The sequence below is a fragment of the Streptomyces sp. NPDC054813 genome (assembly GCF_053611365.1).
Genome location: NZ_JBSHAF010000002.1, coordinates 38894 through 54550, shown reverse-complemented (window position 1 = coordinate 54550; position 15657 = coordinate 38894). Strand labels below are relative to the sequence as shown.

Annotated in this window: 15 protein-coding genes and 1 pseudogene; 5 read left to right on the top strand and 11 right to left on the bottom strand. The window is 71.3% G+C overall.

Going from position 1 to position 15657, the window contains the following annotated elements:
- Positions 1-26: 26 nt before the first annotated feature.
- The 7 genes and pseudogenes from ACWGJB_RS03590 to ACWGJB_RS03560 all read right to left on the bottom strand — a co-directional run bounded on the left by ACWGJB_RS03590 (position 27) and on the right by ACWGJB_RS03560 (position 5129).
- A complete protein-coding gene (locus ACWGJB_RS03590) occupies positions 27-926 on the bottom strand; it encodes a S1 family peptidase (RefSeq protein ID WP_453378633.1) in 900 nt (299 codons plus the stop codon).
- A gap of 250 nt (positions 927-1176) precedes the next feature.
- Complete coding sequence (locus tag ACWGJB_RS03585; RefSeq protein WP_453378632.1) at positions 1177-1956, bottom strand: DUF1684 domain-containing protein; 780 nt, start codon at positions 1954-1956, stop codon at positions 1177-1179.
- A gap of 93 nt (positions 1957-2049) precedes the next feature.
- Complete coding sequence (locus tag ACWGJB_RS03580; protein ID WP_453378631.1) at positions 2050-2865, bottom strand: LLM class flavin-dependent oxidoreductase; 816 nt, start codon at positions 2863-2865, stop codon at positions 2050-2052.
- Positions 2866-2887: 22 nt separating this feature from the next.
- A pseudogene (locus tag ACWGJB_RS03575) lies at positions 2888-3043 on the bottom strand (ectoine/hydroxyectoine ABC transporter ATP-binding protein EhuA); the annotation flags it as partial.
- Complete coding sequence (locus tag ACWGJB_RS03570; RefSeq protein ID WP_453378630.1) at positions 3043-3174, bottom strand: hypothetical protein; 132 nt, start codon at positions 3172-3174, stop codon at positions 3043-3045. The pseudogene ACWGJB_RS03575 and the gene ACWGJB_RS03570, both read right to left, overlap by 1 nt.
- A gap of 36 nt (positions 3175-3210) precedes the next feature.
- Positions 3211-4968: an FAD/NAD(P)-binding protein gene (locus ACWGJB_RS03565; RefSeq protein WP_453378629.1), complete on the bottom strand. Its 1758-nt coding sequence runs from the start codon at positions 4966-4968 to the stop codon at positions 3211-3213.
- Positions 4965-5129, bottom strand: a complete 165-nt coding sequence (locus ACWGJB_RS03560) for a hypothetical protein (RefSeq protein WP_453378628.1) — start codon at positions 5127-5129, stop codon at positions 4965-4967. The genes ACWGJB_RS03565 and ACWGJB_RS03560 overlap by 4 nt, the downstream gene beginning before the upstream one ends.
- Positions 5130-5961: 832 nt before the next feature.
- Between ACWGJB_RS03560 and ACWGJB_RS03555 the strand changes: the two genes are divergently transcribed.
- Positions 5962-6402, top strand: a complete 441-nt coding sequence (locus ACWGJB_RS03555) for a cell division protein SepF (RefSeq protein ID WP_351699550.1) — start codon at positions 5962-5964, stop codon at positions 6400-6402.
- Between the two features lie 37 nt (positions 6403-6439).
- Here ACWGJB_RS03555 and ACWGJB_RS03550 read toward each other — a convergent pair whose 3' ends face one another.
- Both ACWGJB_RS03550 and ACWGJB_RS03545 read right to left on the bottom strand, forming a co-directional pair.
- Positions 6440-7633 carry an acyl-CoA dehydrogenase family protein gene (locus ACWGJB_RS03550; RefSeq protein ID WP_453378627.1) on the bottom strand — a complete coding sequence of 398 codons (1194 nt, stop codon included), beginning with the start codon at positions 7631-7633 and terminating at the stop codon, positions 6440-6442.
- A gap of 101 nt (positions 7634-7734) precedes the next feature.
- The gene (locus tag ACWGJB_RS03545) at positions 7735-9342 is read right to left on the bottom strand and encodes an MFS transporter (protein WP_453378626.1); all 1608 of its coding nucleotides are present in this window, start codon (positions 9340-9342) and stop codon (positions 7735-7737) included.
- 260 nt (positions 9343-9602) lie between these two features.
- Between ACWGJB_RS03545 and ACWGJB_RS03540 the strand changes: the two genes are divergently transcribed.
- Together ACWGJB_RS03540 and ACWGJB_RS03535 are read left to right on the top strand one after the other, a co-directional pair.
- Positions 9603-10916, top strand: a complete 1314-nt coding sequence (locus tag ACWGJB_RS03540; protein ID WP_453378625.1) for a mannosyltransferase family protein — start codon at positions 9603-9605, stop codon at positions 10914-10916.
- A gap of 238 nt (positions 10917-11154) precedes the next feature.
- A complete protein-coding gene (locus ACWGJB_RS03535; protein ID WP_453378624.1) occupies positions 11155-12186 on the top strand; it encodes a phosphatase PAP2 family protein in 1032 nt (343 codons plus the stop codon).
- A gap of 108 nt (positions 12187-12294) precedes the next feature.
- Here the strand turns inward: ACWGJB_RS03535 and ACWGJB_RS03530 are convergent, their stop codons facing one another.
- Together ACWGJB_RS03530 and ACWGJB_RS03525 are read right to left on the bottom strand one after the other, a co-directional pair.
- On the bottom strand, positions 12295-12510 hold the full coding sequence (locus ACWGJB_RS03530) for an I78 family peptidase inhibitor (protein WP_453378623.1): 216 nt from the start codon (positions 12508-12510) through the stop codon (positions 12295-12297).
- 462 nt (positions 12511-12972) lie between these two features.
- Positions 12973-13653: a transglycosylase family protein gene (locus ACWGJB_RS03525; RefSeq protein ID WP_453378622.1), complete on the bottom strand. Its 681-nt coding sequence runs from the start codon at positions 13651-13653 to the stop codon at positions 12973-12975.
- Positions 13654-14195: 542 nt separating this feature from the next.
- On the opposite strand from ACWGJB_RS03525, the gene ACWGJB_RS03520 reads away from it, so the two are divergent.
- A complete protein-coding gene (locus tag ACWGJB_RS03520; protein ID WP_453378621.1) occupies positions 14196-14981 on the top strand; it encodes a hypothetical protein in 786 nt (261 codons plus the stop codon).
- Positions 14982-15117: 136 nt separating this feature from the next.
- Entirely contained in the window at positions 15118-15528 is a 411-nt protein-coding gene (locus tag ACWGJB_RS03515; RefSeq protein WP_453378620.1) for a hypothetical protein, read from the top strand.
- The last annotated feature ends 129 nt before the right edge of the window (positions 15529-15657 follow it).

Here is a 15657-nt window from a genome sequence, read left to right as displayed (position 1 = left end):
CTGGGAGAACGGATCCGGGAGGATCGTCAGCCGACGCTCACGCCGTAGTAGCTCAGCGCCTCGGTGACCGGCTGGAAGAAGGTCGTACCGCCGGAGGTGCAGTCGCCGCTGCCGCCCGAGGTCAGACCGTAGGCGACGGAACCGCCGTAGAGCGGGCCGCCGCTGTCGCCGCCCTCGGCGCAGACCGTGGTCTGGATCATGCCGTAGACGATGTCACCGCTGCCGTAGTTGACGGTGGCGTTGAGCGCGGTGACCCGGCCGCTGTGGGTGCCGGTGGTCGAACCGCGGCGGTACACCGTCGTCCCGACGCTGGGCGTGGCCGCGCTGGAGATGGTCTGGCTGCCGACCGCGCTCGGGTGCGCGATCGAGGTGTTGGTGTAGCGGACCAGCGCGAAGTCGTTGGTCGGGAAGCTGTAGCTGACGTTGGTGCCCAGGACCGTGGTGTGGCCGGAGTTGCTGTACCAGGTCGAGGCCACCTCACCGCAGTGTCCGGCGGTCAGGAAGTAGTACGTGCTGCCGCTGTGCACGTTGAAGCCGAGCGAGCAGCGGTAGGCACCGCCGTAGATCGCGTCGCCGCCGGTGATCAGCTTCTTGAAGGTGCCGGGGGTGCGCTTGACGGTGATCGCGCCGGCGTCGGCGCCCGCCTGCCGCTTGATCTTGGCGATCTCGGCGGCGGAGACCGTGGAGTCGGCGGTGAGGACGACACGGTTGGTCTTGCTGTCGACGGCCCAGGCGGTGCCGGGGACGTCCGCCTTCAGAACGGAGCTGTTCACGGCCTTCAGTTCGCTGGCGCTGAAGGTGTGGACGGGACTCGCGCTCGCGGTGGGGACGGCGAACGCTGCCGCGGCCAGGAAACCGGTGCCCACGGCGATCAGCCGGGTCCGTCTCGAGATACCGCTGCGGGGGGTCGTGCGCTTGATCCTCACTTTTCGTTCCCTCCCAGGGGAATCAGGGGGCCCGCGTGGGGTCGGGGCCCGTGAGGCGCAGCCAGGGACGACGTCCGGGTTCCGGACACGTAATGCCCCTGACAAGCGCTGAGGGGGAGTATTCGGGCGAGCGACCGGTTCCCGCAAGAGTGCCTTTCGGCCGTGCGACTGTGTTCGAACCATGCCGACTTTGTGTGATCTCGTCGCGGTCCGGGCGAGTTGACTCCTGGTCACAAATCCCGCGAAACCCTCAGGCCACTGTGCGCTCCCCCGCCTCGACCGCGAGGCCCAGCCTGTTCCCCGGCGGCGGGAAGGGGCAGATGAAGTGGTCCGCGAAGGCGCAGGGCGGCAGCTGCGCCCGGTTGAAGTCGACGGTGGTGGAACCGTCGGCGCCCGGGGCGGCCGAATAAAGGAACCTGAAACGGTAACTGCCGGCCCCGCTGGAGGCGTCGGCGAACACCGCCCACAGCCGGCCGTCGGCCTGCTCGGCGACCTGGAGTGTCAGGGCCTGGTCCGCCAGGGTGAAGGCGAGTTCCCCGGCGAGCACGAGCGCGCGTTCCACTCCGTCCGCGGTGTCGACGCGGACGGTGCGCCGGTCTTCGTCGTACGGCGTGAAGCGACCCGGCACCGACCAGCGCGGGTCGTAGGGAGTGGCGTCGATACCGAGGAAGGTACTGCGGGCCGGGGCGGCCGGGTCGTAGTCCCGTACGCCCCAGACGCCTTCGCGGACCAGCACGACCAGCCGGCGCTCGCCGAGGGTGACCCGGGCCGACGGTTCGCGGTCGGCGGCGAGCCGGGTCTCACCGGCGAAGGGCTCGCCGTCCAGGGCCAGGCCGTCGGCCGCCGTCGCGGTGAGCAGCACGGTGTCGCCGTCCACCGCCCAGATGCCCGGGGCTCCGGGGAGCCGGCCGTCCGGGTGGTCGTCGATCCAGTGGGTGCCGGTCAGCGCGAGCGGCCCCCAGGGGGCCGACACCCTCTCCACGCGGTGTTCGTGCCAGCGCTTCCAGTCGTCGTTCGCGTCCTCGGTCATACGATCAGCCCTTCCCCAGCTCTCGGCATGGTCCACCCCATGTCTCTCATATGCACTCAACCCGTCGACAACAGCCGGGAGCCCCTGGTTGTTTCAGGGCGCCGCGAACTGGCCGGCGGGCCGGGCCAGGCCCAGGTGCTCGCGCAGGGTGCTGCCCGGGTAGAAGGTGCGGAACAGCCCGCGGTGCTGGAGCAGCGCCACGGTGCCGTTGACCAGCCGTTCCAGATCGCGGCGCGGTTCGGCGGGGACCAGGTGGAAGCCGTCGGCGGCGCCCTCGCCGTGCCAGTCGGCGATCAGCTCCGCGAGGTCCACCGGACCGCCCCGGTACAGCGGACCCTGCACGGTCTGCCGGGGTCCGCCGCCACCGTGCCCCGGCTCGGCCGCGCGCTCCCCGTCCCCCAGATCCACCAGCAGACTCACCAGTACCCGCAGCGCGTCCGGCTCCCGCCCGGACTCCCGTGCCCGTCTCCGTAGTTCATCGCGTGCGTCGGCGGCCAGCGCGGAGCTCGCGGCCCGCACCAGGACCACATCGGCGTACCGGGCCGCGGTCCGCCGGGCGGCCCCCTCGGTGGCGTCGGCCACCCGGACCGGATGCCCGGGCGAGGGCCCCGGCGCGTCGCTCCACCAGCCGGCCCGGCCCCGGCTGACCTGGTCGAGGTGGGCGAGTGCGGTCTGCGGGGCGGTCACCAGCGGCACCAGCCCGATCCGCCGGGTGGCGGGGGCCACCTGCGACAGCACGGCGAGCGGGTCGGTCTCCGCCCACCCGAACCGGCCGTCGAGCGTGACGAAGTCGAGGCCCCCGCTCTCGGCGAGCCGCACCAGCTCGACATAGCGCTCCGTGTCGAACACGCCGATCTGGTCCACGGCGGCGGCCAGGTGCAGCAGCCCCCGGCCGTACGAGCCGGTCATGACAAACCATCCTCTCCGCACATCACAGCACCTTGGAAAGAAGTGCCCTGGTCCGCTCCTCCCGCGGAGCGTCCGGCACCTCCGTCGGGGGTCCGGCGTCCGCGACCCGTCCGCCGGCCAGGAAGACAACGGTGTCGGCGACCTCCCGGGCGAACCCGGTCCCGTACGTCACGGCGATCACGACGTCGGCTCGTCGAACAGAGGGACGTCCTGGAACACGAACCCGGTCCGGGTCCGCTGCTTCAGCACCTCCCGCTCGGGCAGGCCGAATCTCCTGTGCACGGAACTGATGTCGACCGTGACGCTCATGGAGTGAGTCCCTCTGGAGAAGTGGTGGGAGGCGGACTAGGCGGCGGCCCGGCCCGTCAGGTCCCGCAGGAAGGCCAGTGCCGCCCGCGCCGTGGCGTCGTTCTGCCGGAACGCGGGCCCTCCGGTGCGCGGCCGGGTGAACGCGCCTGGAGTACGTCCGTCGGTGAACGGCCCGAGCGCGAACCGCCGGGGGTGCGGCCGCCCGCCCTCGTCGAGAACCCGCCCGTCGGCGGGGTCCACCCTGAGCAGCCCGTCGGGCGTCTCGGCGGCCCCGTCGCCCTGCAGCTCGCGCAGCAGCGCGTCCCGGGCCCGCCGCACGGTCGGTTCGGGCAGCCGCGCCTCGACCAGCGCCCGCGCCTCGACGGAGAACCCGGGCACGGTGTCCGCGGACGCCCGGAACACCCCGTCCCGCGCCGTCACCTTCATCCCGGCGCCGACGAACCTGACCACCCCCGCCCGGGACAGCGCGAGCAGCTGCCGCAGCCGGGGCCCGGGCGGCCCGGAGGCGAGATAGCTGAAGAACCCGTGCCACCAGGACCCGATGTCCCCGAGCCGCACCAACTGCCCGTAGACGGACAGCAGTCCGAGGAAGACCGCCAGATCGGGGCTGTGCTCCGGGTCGTGACGGCGGCTCAGGTCGCCCTCGACATAGGCCCGCAGCCCCTCCTGGAACTCCTCGTGCGACCCGTACCGCACCCCGTCCAGCGGGCGGTCCAGCGCCGCGAGGTCGAGCCGGTCGGCCGGGTCCGGTACGGCGGCGGCCACCAGCGCCCGCACCTCGGCGTCGCCCTCGGCGGCGGCGTACTTCTCCTCGAAGTCCCGCCAGGCGACGGCCGTCCGCTCGGGGTGGACGGCGAACAGCCGGTGGTAGTGGGCGAAGCCCAGCTCCTTCTCCACCAGCGGCCACACGTCGCGACGGAAGTCGAACCCGCCCGGCCGGGCGCGCAGTTCGTCGACCTCGCCGGGTCCGAGGAACCGGGGCAGCGGCGGGCGTTCGCCGGTCCAGTCGTAGCCGATCTTCGAGTGGTACGGCACTCCGCGCCGCGACCCGACGTACAGCACCGGCTCCTGTCCGGACGGCACATAGGTGTCACCGTCGTACCGTCCGCCCCGGCCCTCCGTGAGCAGCACCATCAGGTCGACGAAGGCGAGCCCGAACCCCCGCACCAGCACCGGTTCGCCGGGGCTCAGGGCGGACAGGTCACTGTCGGCGGTGAAGTCCGGCGGCAGGTGGACCAGGCCGTGCGTGTCGGCGTACGCGGCCAGGGCGGTCTGCTCGGGGTCGAGTTCGGCGTCCAGGTGGCCGAGGGCGAGGACCACGAGGTCGGCGAGGAGCGGGCGCGGCCGGCCCTCCAGCCAGACCTGCTGGCGCCCCTCGCGCGGCCCGCTCACCCGCACGGCACGGCGGGGGTGGTGGTGCACCGTGACGCCCTCGGGCAGGTCGGCCAGGGCGCGGTCGTAGACGTGCCGCAGATACCGGCCCTGGATCTGCCGGTCGGCGAAGGTGGAGCCGTCCAGGCCCGCCCACTCGTGCAGGGTCGGTCCCTCGCGCACCGGGCCGGTCATCCGCACCGTCTCGTCGGTGAACATGGTGACGTCCTCGGCGTGCGAGTTCATCCACAGCAGCGGCGACTGGGCGGCCCGCCAGATACGGCCGGCGCCCGGTGGATGCGGGTCGACCAGATGGATGTCGAGGCCCGAACCGGCGTACAGCTCGGGCGCGTTGGCGGCGATGCGCTCGAGGAGCCCGGTCCCCCGCGGACCGGCCCCCACGATCACCAGCTGGGGCCTCATCGGGCCGTCCCCGTGCCGCTCAGGACGGAGCCCGAGGTGAAGCGGCCGGCGACGGCGGCCGTCCACCGCCCGTACCGGCGCTGCGGGACGGCTCTCAGGACGTCCGCGGGCTCGGGTATGCCGGATGCTGCGGGGGCTGGGGCGAGGGTGTCGGATGACATGCGAAGGCTCCGTGACGGATCGATCGAACACGGTGGACGCGCGCACGGTGGCGCGGCGGATGCCTTCACACGGAACGCCGCTGGGCGGCGCTCTTACGGCCGAGCCCCTCAGCAGGGCCGTCCGTCGACTCTACGGGGCCGTTTCCCCACTCTGTCAAGGGTGTCCAGACTGTGAGCAGCGCGTCTCAAGTCAGTTGACGGAAAACCGGAGACCTGTTCCACTTGGCCCATGCATCCACAGCAGTGGCTGGTCACCCGCTCCCACATCGACTTCGGTCGCGTGTGGTCCTGTTCCTGTTGAGCTGACCCACTGCGCGCCCCGCCGACGGCGGGGACTCTTCGCGTTCTCCCTCGCACTCCTCGTTTCGCCTTCACACGCGCCCCCTCCCCTCGCGCCCGCGTTCCAGCCGGCTGTGAACAAACTCGTCACCGCCAATACATACGACCGAATTCCGAAGAAGCGGGGGACGACCGCGCCGGCGGTCGGCACCTCCCGGATCTCCCCGCCTGATCCGAAGAACTGACAGTACGTCAGGGCCGATACGACGCTGAGCTGTGCTGTCGTATCGGCCTACTGTCGGTTCGGCGCCCGCCGCCGGTTCACCCGGACGCACCGCCCATCACCCATACGCCCGGAACAATCATATTTCACTCACAGTCAGCAGCCGTGCGAGCTACGGCCCTTGGCACACTTGGGCTCTCGACGTATTCGCTCTGCACCAGTACCGTCACAAACCCCCCGCGCGGCGTCTATCCACTTGGCGCGCCATCCGCATCATGGACGACCATAGGGATGCGGAAGCATGAAAGACCGCTGTGAGAGGAGGCGTCCATGGGATCGGTACGCAAGGCGAGTGCCTGGCTTGGCCTCGTCGACGACAACGATGACGAGCGCTACTACGACGACGACTACTCCGAAGGGACCGAGCAGCCCGGGGATGCCTGGGTCACCGACCCCCGGGTCAAGGTGGCCTCGGACACCGCCGAGGAGAAGGGCCGCCGGATCGGCACGGTCACCCCGGACAGCTTCCGGGACGCCCGCGCGATCGGCGAGCTGTTCCGCGAGGGCGTGCCGGTCATCGTGAACCTCACGGCCATGGAGGCCGGCGACGCCAAGCGGGTCGTCGACTTCGCGGCCGGGCTGATCTTCGGCCTCCGGGGTTCGATCGACCGGGTGTCCAACCGGGTCTTCCTGCTCTCCCCCGCCAACACGGAGATCGTCAACGGTGAACCGGCCTCGCGCCGGGAGGACGGTTTCTTCAACCAGAGCTGAGGCAGGGCCGCTCGCCGGCCCTGCCCCCGCGCAGGGGTCACCGGAAGGCGTCGAGCCCGGTGAGCGCCTTGCCCAGCACGAGCTGGTGCATCTCGACGGTGCCCTCGTAGGTGAGCACCGACTCGAGGTTGGTCGCGTGCCGCATCACGGGATACTCCAGCGAGATCCCGTTCGCCCCGAGGATCGTCCGTGCCGTACGGCAGATCTCGATCGCCTCTCGTACGTTGTTGAGCTTGCCGAAGCTGACCTGCTCGGGACGCAGGCGGCCGGCATCCATCCGCCGCCCCAGGTGATGGGCGAGCAGGATCCCCTTGTGCAGTTCGACCGCCATGTCGGCGAGTTTGGCCTGGGTGAGCTGGAAGCCGCCGATGGGCCTGCCGAACTGCTCCCGCGACTTCGCGTAGTCGACGGCCGTCTCGAAGCAGGTGCGTGCCGCACCCATGGCGCCCCAGACAATGCCGTAGCGAGCGTGCGACAGACAGCTGAGCGGGCCCTTGAGGCCGGTGACCTCCGGCAGTACGGCGTCGGCCGGCAGCCGTACGTCGTCCAGGACCAGCTCGCTGGTGACACTCGCCCGAAGCGACCACTTGTGCTTGATCTCCGGCGCCGAGAACCCGGGCGTGTCGGTGGGCACGACGAACCCCCGGATCCCGTTGTCGCTCTGCGCCCACACGACGGCCACGCCGGCCACCGAGCCGTTGGTGATCCACATCTTCCGCCCGTTGAGCACCCAGTCGCCGCCGGCCTCGCGCTTGGCGTACGTCCGCATGGCGGCCGGGTCGGAGCCGTGGTCGGGCTCGGTGAGGCCGAAACACCCGATGACGTCACCGGCGGCCATGGGCGGCAGCCAGCGCTGTTTCTGCGCCTCGCTGCCGAACCGGTGGATCGCGTACATGGCCAGCGACCCCTGCACGGACACGAGCGAGCGGATGCCCGAGTCGGCGGCCTCCAGCTCCAGACAGGCGAGCCCGTACTGCACGGCGGACGCGCCCGCGCAGCCGTACCCGGTCAGCGACATCCCGAGGGCCCCGATGCCGCCCAGCTCCTTGGCGAGCTCCCTGATACCCGGCAGCTCCCCGCTCTCGTACCACTCGGCGACGAACGGCAGCACCCGGTCCGCCGCCCAGCTCCGCACGGTCTCCCGGACGGCGAGATCCTCCGGCTCCAGAAGATCGTCGATACCGAGCGGATCGCCGGCATCGAACGGAGGCAACTTCCCGGACGCGGACATGAAAACCCTCCCAAAACTAGCACCGCTAGTTACAACAGGTTACGCGGAGACTGCCGCTTCTCCCACCCACCCGCACGGGCAGTGCGCGGGAGATCGTCGGGTCACGCGGAGACGCGGGACATCTGGGGCTCTCTGGGGGCCGGGACCTCCACCGTCGGCTCCTCGCACTGCATCGCCCGCGGCAACCGCAGCGCCATCACCGCGCCCAGCAGCAGCAGTCCCGCGCTCACCAGCAGCGTCACATGCAAACCGTGCACGAAGGAGTCCCGCGCCGCCCGGCGCAACGCCGCCCCCGTCGGCCCGCCGAGCCGGCCGGCGACCTCGTAGGCCTCGCCCAGCGAATGCCCCGCCGCGGCGGACGCCGACTCCGGCACCCCGGGCACCCGGGACAGCCCCGGCGCGTACGCCGCGTTCATCACGCTGCCGAGGAGCGCGATCCCGATGCCCGCCCCCAGCTGGTACGAGGTCTCGCCGATCGCCGCCGCCCCGCCGGCCTGCGCCGCGGGCGCCTCGCTCAGCATCGACTCGTACGCACCGAAGAGCGTGGTCTCCAGGCCGAAGCCGAGCAGCACGAAGCCGAACAGCAGCAGGCCCGCGTTGTCCACGCCGCCCATCGCGGTCAGCGTCAGCACCGCCGCCGCGGTCAGGCAGAAGCCGAAGCACACCATCCGGCGCGGCCCGAAGCGCCGCAGCAGCCGCGCCCCGGCCAGCCCGGCCGCCATCGCGGCGAGCGTCAGCGGCAGCAGTCGTAGCCCCGTCTGCAACGGTGAGAGGCCCAGTACCAGTTGCAGATACTGCGCGGCGATCAGTTCGAGACCCACCAGCGCGAGCATCGCCAGCACGATGCAGCCCACCGCCGTACTGAACGCCGGCCGCGCGAACATCTTGAGGTCAACCAGCGGGAAGGTACGCCGCCGTTGCCGTCGTACGAACAGGAACAGCAGCAGCGCACCGAGCACCAGCGGCGCCATCGTGAGCGCGTCGGCGGCCGGTTCGCCGCTGCCCAGCCGCTTCACGGCGAACACCACACCGAAGAGTCCGGCCGCCGCCATCAGGGCGCCCACCACGTCCCAGGGGCCGTTGCGCTCGCCGCGCGACTCGGGGAGCAGAAGCCGCCCCACCGGGAGACTGACCAGCATCAACGGGATGTTGACCAGGAAGACCGAGCCCCACCAGAAGTGTTCGAGCAGGAAGCCGCCCAGCAGCGGCCCGACGGCCGCGCCGACCGCCGCCACCGCGCTCCATACGCCGATGGCAAGGGCCCGTTCACGGCGGTCGGGGAAGACCTGCCGGAGGATCGACAGCGTCGCCGGCATGATCATCGCACCGCCGACGCCGAGCAGCGCCCGGGCCCCGATCAGAGCCTCGGCCGTCGGCGCGACGGCCGCCGCCGCCGAGGCGACCCCGAACAGGGCGTACCCGAGGAGCAGGACCCGCCGCCGGCCCACGCGGTCGCCGAGCGTTCCGAAGAGGATCAGCAGCGAGGCGCAGACCAGCGGGTAGACGTCGACGATCCAGAGCAGTTCCATGGCGCCGGGCTTGAGGTCCTCGGTGACGGCCGGCACCGCGACATGCAGCACGGTCGCGTCGAGGGCGACCAGCAGCAGGCTGACGCAGAGGACGACGAGAACGACCCAGCGGTTGGCACCGGCACCGGCCCCGGTCGCCCGACGGCGCGGCCGTACGGCTGCCGTGGTCGTCCCGGACATGTACGTACCTCCCAGATGATCCCTCGCGTGCGGCGGATCGGCGGGGCGGGGACTCCCCGTCGTACGGCCGGAGAGGAGCGGGGTCTCCGGCCCGCGCATACGAACGCGAGTGACACGTCAGCGTACGCGAGTTCGTTCCGGTGGCACGTGGCGGACCTCTCACACGCTCCACGGAAGTCGTGTGGCGTACGCCACTGGCCCCGCCTCGCACCACGCCGCGACGAGCCCTCCGGTTCCGTGTCCCCCCGATAATCGAGCCCGTGACCGATCTTGAAACGCCCGCGGCGGTACCGCGCGCCCCTACCCCGCGCCGGGCGGCGCCGGCCCTGCTCGGGTACGCCGCCGTGCGCGCCCTCGGCCTGCTGGCGCTGGCCGTGTGGAGCGGGGCGCGCGGCAAGAGCGCGTACACCTTGTTGACGGCACGCTGGGACTCGCTGTGGTACACGCGGGTCGCCGAGCACGGGTACGGCTACGAGGTACGGCTGCCGAACGGCGACGTCCACTCCAACCTGGCCTTCTTCCCGCTGCTGCCCTGGCTGGAGCGCGTGCTGCACGCGCTCACGCCCCTGTCGTACGCCGGCGCGGGCTTCACGGTCGGTCTGCTCGCCTCGCTCGCCGCGGCCTGGGGGATCTTCGCGGTCGCCGACTTCGTGTACGGCCCGCGGGTCGGCCTCTGCGCGGTGCTGCTGTGGGCCGTGCTGCCGGTCGGGATCGTGCAGTCGATGGCGTACAGCGAGTCCCTCTTCACGGCGCTGGCCGCCTGGTCGCTGTACGCCGTGCTGACCGGCCGCTGGCTGAGCGCGGGCACGCTGGCCGCGCTGGCGGGGCTGACCCGGCCGGTGGGGCTCGCCGTCGTGGCGGCGGTGTGGACGGCGGGGGTGGTCTCGTTCGTGCGGGATCGGAGCGGGGGCGTGCTCGACAGGGGCGAGAAGCGTGCACACGGCGCACGGGACGACGGACGCGCCCCCGAGCCGTCCAGCGCCGCCCGCGCCCGGCGCGTTCCGCGAACGACCGGCGCGCCCCAGACAACACGCGCCCCGCACACCGCGAGCAGCGCACGCGCCTCCGGCGCACCCACCTGGCGCCGCGTCCTCGGCATGCTCCTCGCCCCCGCCGGCGCCGCCGCCTACGTCCTGTGGGTCGGCCATCGCACCGGCAAGGGCCCGCTCGGCTATCTGGACGTCCAGGCGGGCTGGCGCAACGGCTTCGACGGCGGCTACGCCTTCGCACGCTTCGTCGCCGGCAAGTTCGCGTCATTTCCGTCCGCCCTGGCCGGAGCAGGTTTGATCGCCGCTGTCTGCCTGCTGCTGTGGCTCTACGTGATCGGCGTCCGGCAGCGGCAACCGCTTCCCCTGCTGGTCTACACGGGTGTCGTCCTCGCGCTCGCGCTGTGCGCGTCGAGCTACTTCGGCTCCAAGCCGCGCCTGCTGATGCCGGCCTTCCCGGTACTGCTGCCACTGGCCCGGGTCCTCGCCCGGGCGCGCACCAGTAGATCGATGCTGGTCATGGCGGGTGTGGCGGTGGCCTCGGCGGTGTATGGCGCGTTCTGGCTGAACGGCTCCGGGCCACCATGATCATCGGCATGGCGACGGTGAGCGGCCGGAGGATTCCACACCACGCTTTGGTTAACGAATTCATAAGTGCCATAAAACGGCCGCCCGGCATGATCAAAGGAATTGAAGGACGGACGCGCCGAGGATTACGGAATCCTTAGAATTCGGAGACCTCCTGAGAGGTTTCCCACATCACATCGTCATCACAAAGCCGCAGTTTCGACCGGGAACAGAGCTCACTCGCTGTAACGTCGATTGGGTGCGTACCGAACGAAACCTCACCCGTCTGGACCGGGTGTTCGCCAGGCTGGACCGTGAGCCGGAACGACCGGCCCACTTTGATCTGCCGAAGATGAGCCGGCACCGGGTCGTGTTGTTCACCGCGACCCTCGCCTTCTACCTGGCGATCGTGTGGGCCGTCGTGATCACGTCCTGGCTGGTCCGGCTCGACTGGCAGGTCATGTTCTTCCGGCCGTACCAGCAGTGGGCGGGAATCCACTGGTTCGTCGACTACTACGTGGTCCTCGGCCAGCGCGGCCCGACCGCCGTGATGGTCGCGGCCTGGCTGGGCTGGCGCTCGTGGCGACAGCACACCCTGCGCCCGCTGCTGACCCTCGGCGCCTCACTGCTGCTGCTCAACATCACGGTCGGCGCCGCCAAGCTCGGCATGGGGCGCCTCGGACCGCACTACGCGACCGTGATCGGCTCGAACGAGATGGGCCTGGGCGGCGATATATTCCCCAGCGGCCACACCGCCAACGCCGTGGTGACCTGGGGAATTCTGGCGTATCTGGCCTCCACCCCGAGAGCCCGCCGCTGGCTCTCCGCGGCCTCCGCGGTCACCTCGCTCGGCGTCGGCATGTCCACCGTCTACCTCGGTACGCACTGGCTGAGCGACGTGTTGCTGGGCTGGGCCGCCGGGCTGCTGATCCTGCTGGCGCTGCCGTGGTGCGAGCCGTTCATCGCCCGTGCCGAGACCTGGGTCTTCGACCTGCGCGACCGCTGGCGCGCCGGCCGCGGACGTACGGCCCCCGTGCCCGTGCCCGTCCCGGTCCCGACGGCGGTGCTCAAGCCGCGTACGGCGCCCGCCGAGGACGCGCCCGCACCGGAGCGCGAGCCGGTCTCCTCGGCCCGCTCTCCCCGGGCCCCGATCCATCTGGCCCCCGGCCCGCACACGGCCCGCTCGGAGCGCACCCCGGTGACCCCGGTCGGCAGCCGCCGCCCGCAGCACCCCGAGCGTCAGCCGCGCGGCGGCGCCACCCAGCCGGCCCGCCCGCTGACGGGCGGCTGACGGCCGAACGGAGACACGACAGCGCGGGAGCCCGGTACGCACAGCCGGCCCCCACGCCGAAGGCCCCGGTTCCCCACTGCGGGAACCGGGGCCTTCGCCGTCGTACGGTCAGCCCTTCCAGGCACGTGCCACGACGCCGTCCCGTACCTCGAAGTTGAGCCGGCCCATCCGGTACTCCATGGTGATGATCGCGCCCGGCGGCAGCGAGCGGACCGTCGGCCACCCCCGCTGCCGGGCGAGCCGTTCCGCGTCGCCCGCGTCGAGGCCTACGTACCCCTGCGGGCTGTCCTGGGGCTCCTTCGGCGGAGCCGGATTCGGTGCCATGCGGCCACGCTAGGCCGCTTCCGGCGACGACGGAAGTCGAGAACGGCCGGCGAAGTCCGCCGTCCGTCTCCGGTCACGCTTCTGTCACAGAATCACGACACGCGTTTCGTTCGAACTCTGTCACACGTACGGGCGGTTCAGTACGCCTTCCTGGCGCATTCTCGTGCAATTCTCTGATGCCGGTAGGGTCTTCCGAAAAGCCAGCCGGAAAGAACCGGAAGTAAGGATCAGGGGCGCTCAGGGGAGCCCATTCCATTCCGAATCCGCGAGCCGCCGCCGAAGCTGACACCGCATAAGAGTTTCACCGCTTCGACACAGAACCCCCGTACGGTCCCGGGCCCGAGCCGGTGCCGGCGGCGCGAACTCGAAGCCGGTCGGCATCACATGAATCACCCTCACAACGCACCGGGCCCCGCCCGGTCGGACCGGGCGGGGCTTGGCGGTGCGGGGCAGGGGCGCGCGTCAGAGCGCGAGGCGCTGCCCGGGCACGATGAGGTTCGGGTCGTCGCCGATGACGGCCTCGTTGGCGGCGTACACGCGCTGCCAGGTGGTGCCGTGGCGCTCGGCGATCTCGCTCAGGGTGTCGCCCTCGCGGACGGTGTAGTCGCCCCGGGCGGAGCCACGGCCGGTGTGGGTCGTCGGGCGCTGCGCCTTCTGCTGCGCGGGGGCCGACCTGGTGGCCGATCCTCCGGTGGACCTGGTGGCCGGCTCGGTGCTGCTCCTCGTGGTCGCCGAGGCGCCCTCGGGCGCCGAACCGGTCGCACCGGCCCGCGCCGAGCAGACCGGCCACGCGCCCCAGCCCTGGGCCTGCTGAACCTTGGTGGCGACGGCTATCTGCGCTTCCCTGGAGGCCTGGTCGGCCGTCGAGGCGTAGGCGGAACCGCCGTACGCGCGCCAGGTGGAGGCGGAGAACTGGAGTCCGCCGTAGTAGCCGTTGCCGGTGTTGATGTGCCAGTTGCCGCCGCTCTCGCACTGGGCGATGCGGTCCCACACTCCGTTGTCCGCCGCCTCGGCGTTGCCGGTCGCGGCCAGCAGGCCCAGCGGGGCGAGCAACGCCGCTCCGGCCAGGACCGCCGTCGTACGGCCCTTGCGGGAGCCGTTCTTGGCGACGGTCTCACGGGTGGTATCGGCACACTCGGACATGTATTTCCCTCTCCACGTACCCGGGATCCCCCAGGCGGGACGCGGTCCCCGCGCGATGGACGCGGTTCGTCGCGCTCGCCCCGTCCGCCGCGGCCGGTACTGCGATGGTGCTCTGCCTGGTGCCGGCCGGCGGACGTACCCGAGCGGTGCTCGTTGCACACGGCGGAGGAATCTAGAGATCTGGAACGCCCGAAATCAACCAACTCCCCGTCGGGCCAGGCCAGTTCGGCGTTACCGTAGGTAGCAGCGATTTTCGGACACCCGCTACATTCCCTGATTTCATGATTTGTCGACCATAGGATCGATGGATCTGTGATTCACTTCACCACGTCAAATTCCTTTGGCTTGCGAAGAGTTGACGGTGAGTGCCGGATTCCGCACGCCGAGTGACCCTGTGCGATGGATGGTTGGATCCCGATCCCCCGGGGGCGTGACCACCACCACAGATCACCCGTTGTCTTCTTCATGAGCCCGCAACCCCCTGGGGCTCACGGACCGGGATCCGCCCGGGCCTTCACGTACCGCATCCCGAGGGAGCCACCGTGCCGCGCATGCTCGACGTCAGCGACGAGGTACGCGCCGAGATCGGCGACGAAGAAGCCGACCGGCTGCTCGCCGGAGACAACGCCCCAGGCAGTTACGACTGCACGTCCTGCCGTACCCCGGGCGACTCCGAACAGGAGCGCACCAGCACCGTCCTGTTCATCGGGGACGAGACCGCCGTCCTCGCCTTCGCCCACGCGGGCTGCCTGCCCTCACAGGTCGTCCAGGTCACCGAGGAGCAACTGCAGGGCGCGGTCCGCTCCATCAGCGGTGACGGCGCGCCCGGCGGCCGGGCGCAGAAGTCCATGCCCGAGCAGGCGGTGCTCGGTGTGACCAGCGGACTCGTACTGATCGCCGGGGAACTGCACCCCGCGCTCGTCGTCGAGCCGACCTCGCCGATCGTGCGGCCGGGCACGGACGGGGTGGGCGACGACTTCCTGCCGCTCCTCATCGAGCAGGGCTTCATGCCGGTGACGGAGCTGGCCGCGGTGCCGCCGGTGCTGCACGGCTGGTCGGTGCTGCTGGCGGTGGGGCAGCTGCACGCGGTGCTCCAGCCGGGGAACAACGGCGGGCAGCCGGTTGCCTGGTGGCAGGCGCACCAGCCGTTGCAGGTGACCGACGGCTGGCGGGCGGCCGCCAACAAGCACCAGCAGGTGCTGATGTTCGCGGCGCCGGTCGGGTCGATCGGGCGGCAGCCTCGGGAGGACCTGCTGCGCGATGCGCTCGACAAGGCCGCGGCGAACGGAAAGCTGGTGGCGGCGGCGTTGCCTCTTGCGGGTGTCTGAGGGTCGCCCAGGGGGTGGAAGATGCCGGTCCCGTCGGCGGGTGCGGGTGCATCGTGGCTGGTCGCGCAGTTCCTCGCACCCCTAACAGGGCGCTGCACAGCCGCATCTCTTTGGTGACCCGGTCGTTTGGACATACGTGCACGCATACGACTTTCCGCCCCGCCGGCCGTCCTTCTCCGCTATTCCGTCCGCTCGGGCAGGACAGGAGAGTCTGGCCGCGCTCTCGGCCACGCCGATCTACGACTCGCTCTACGCGGAGTGGGTCAAGGCCTTCCGTACGCTGCCGGGTGACCGCAGCGGTGAGGAGGGGCTGGGGTTCGTCGCCTTCGGGACGACCCCCTTCAGTACCGGCAGCACGCACGGTCTGGGGATGTACGGAGGGAACTCGTACAGCGCGTACAGCGCGGGCGCCTACAGTGCCCGGAACGGCGGTGACCAGCCGCAGCCGCCCCAGTGGCAGCGGATCGGGACGCTCGGGCGCTCCCACGACACCGGGATGCTCCCCGTACCGGCAGCGCTTCCGCCGGGACCGCGCCGGGGTCAGTGACGGATATGCCTGAGGGGCGGGCCCCCGGGGCGGGGGGCGCCCCCCAACGCGGCCGCCGGGGGCGGGCGGTTGTAAAACCCGAAGGTCGCCCCCCGCGCGGCCGCGGGGGTGTTCCCCCCCCAGACCCCC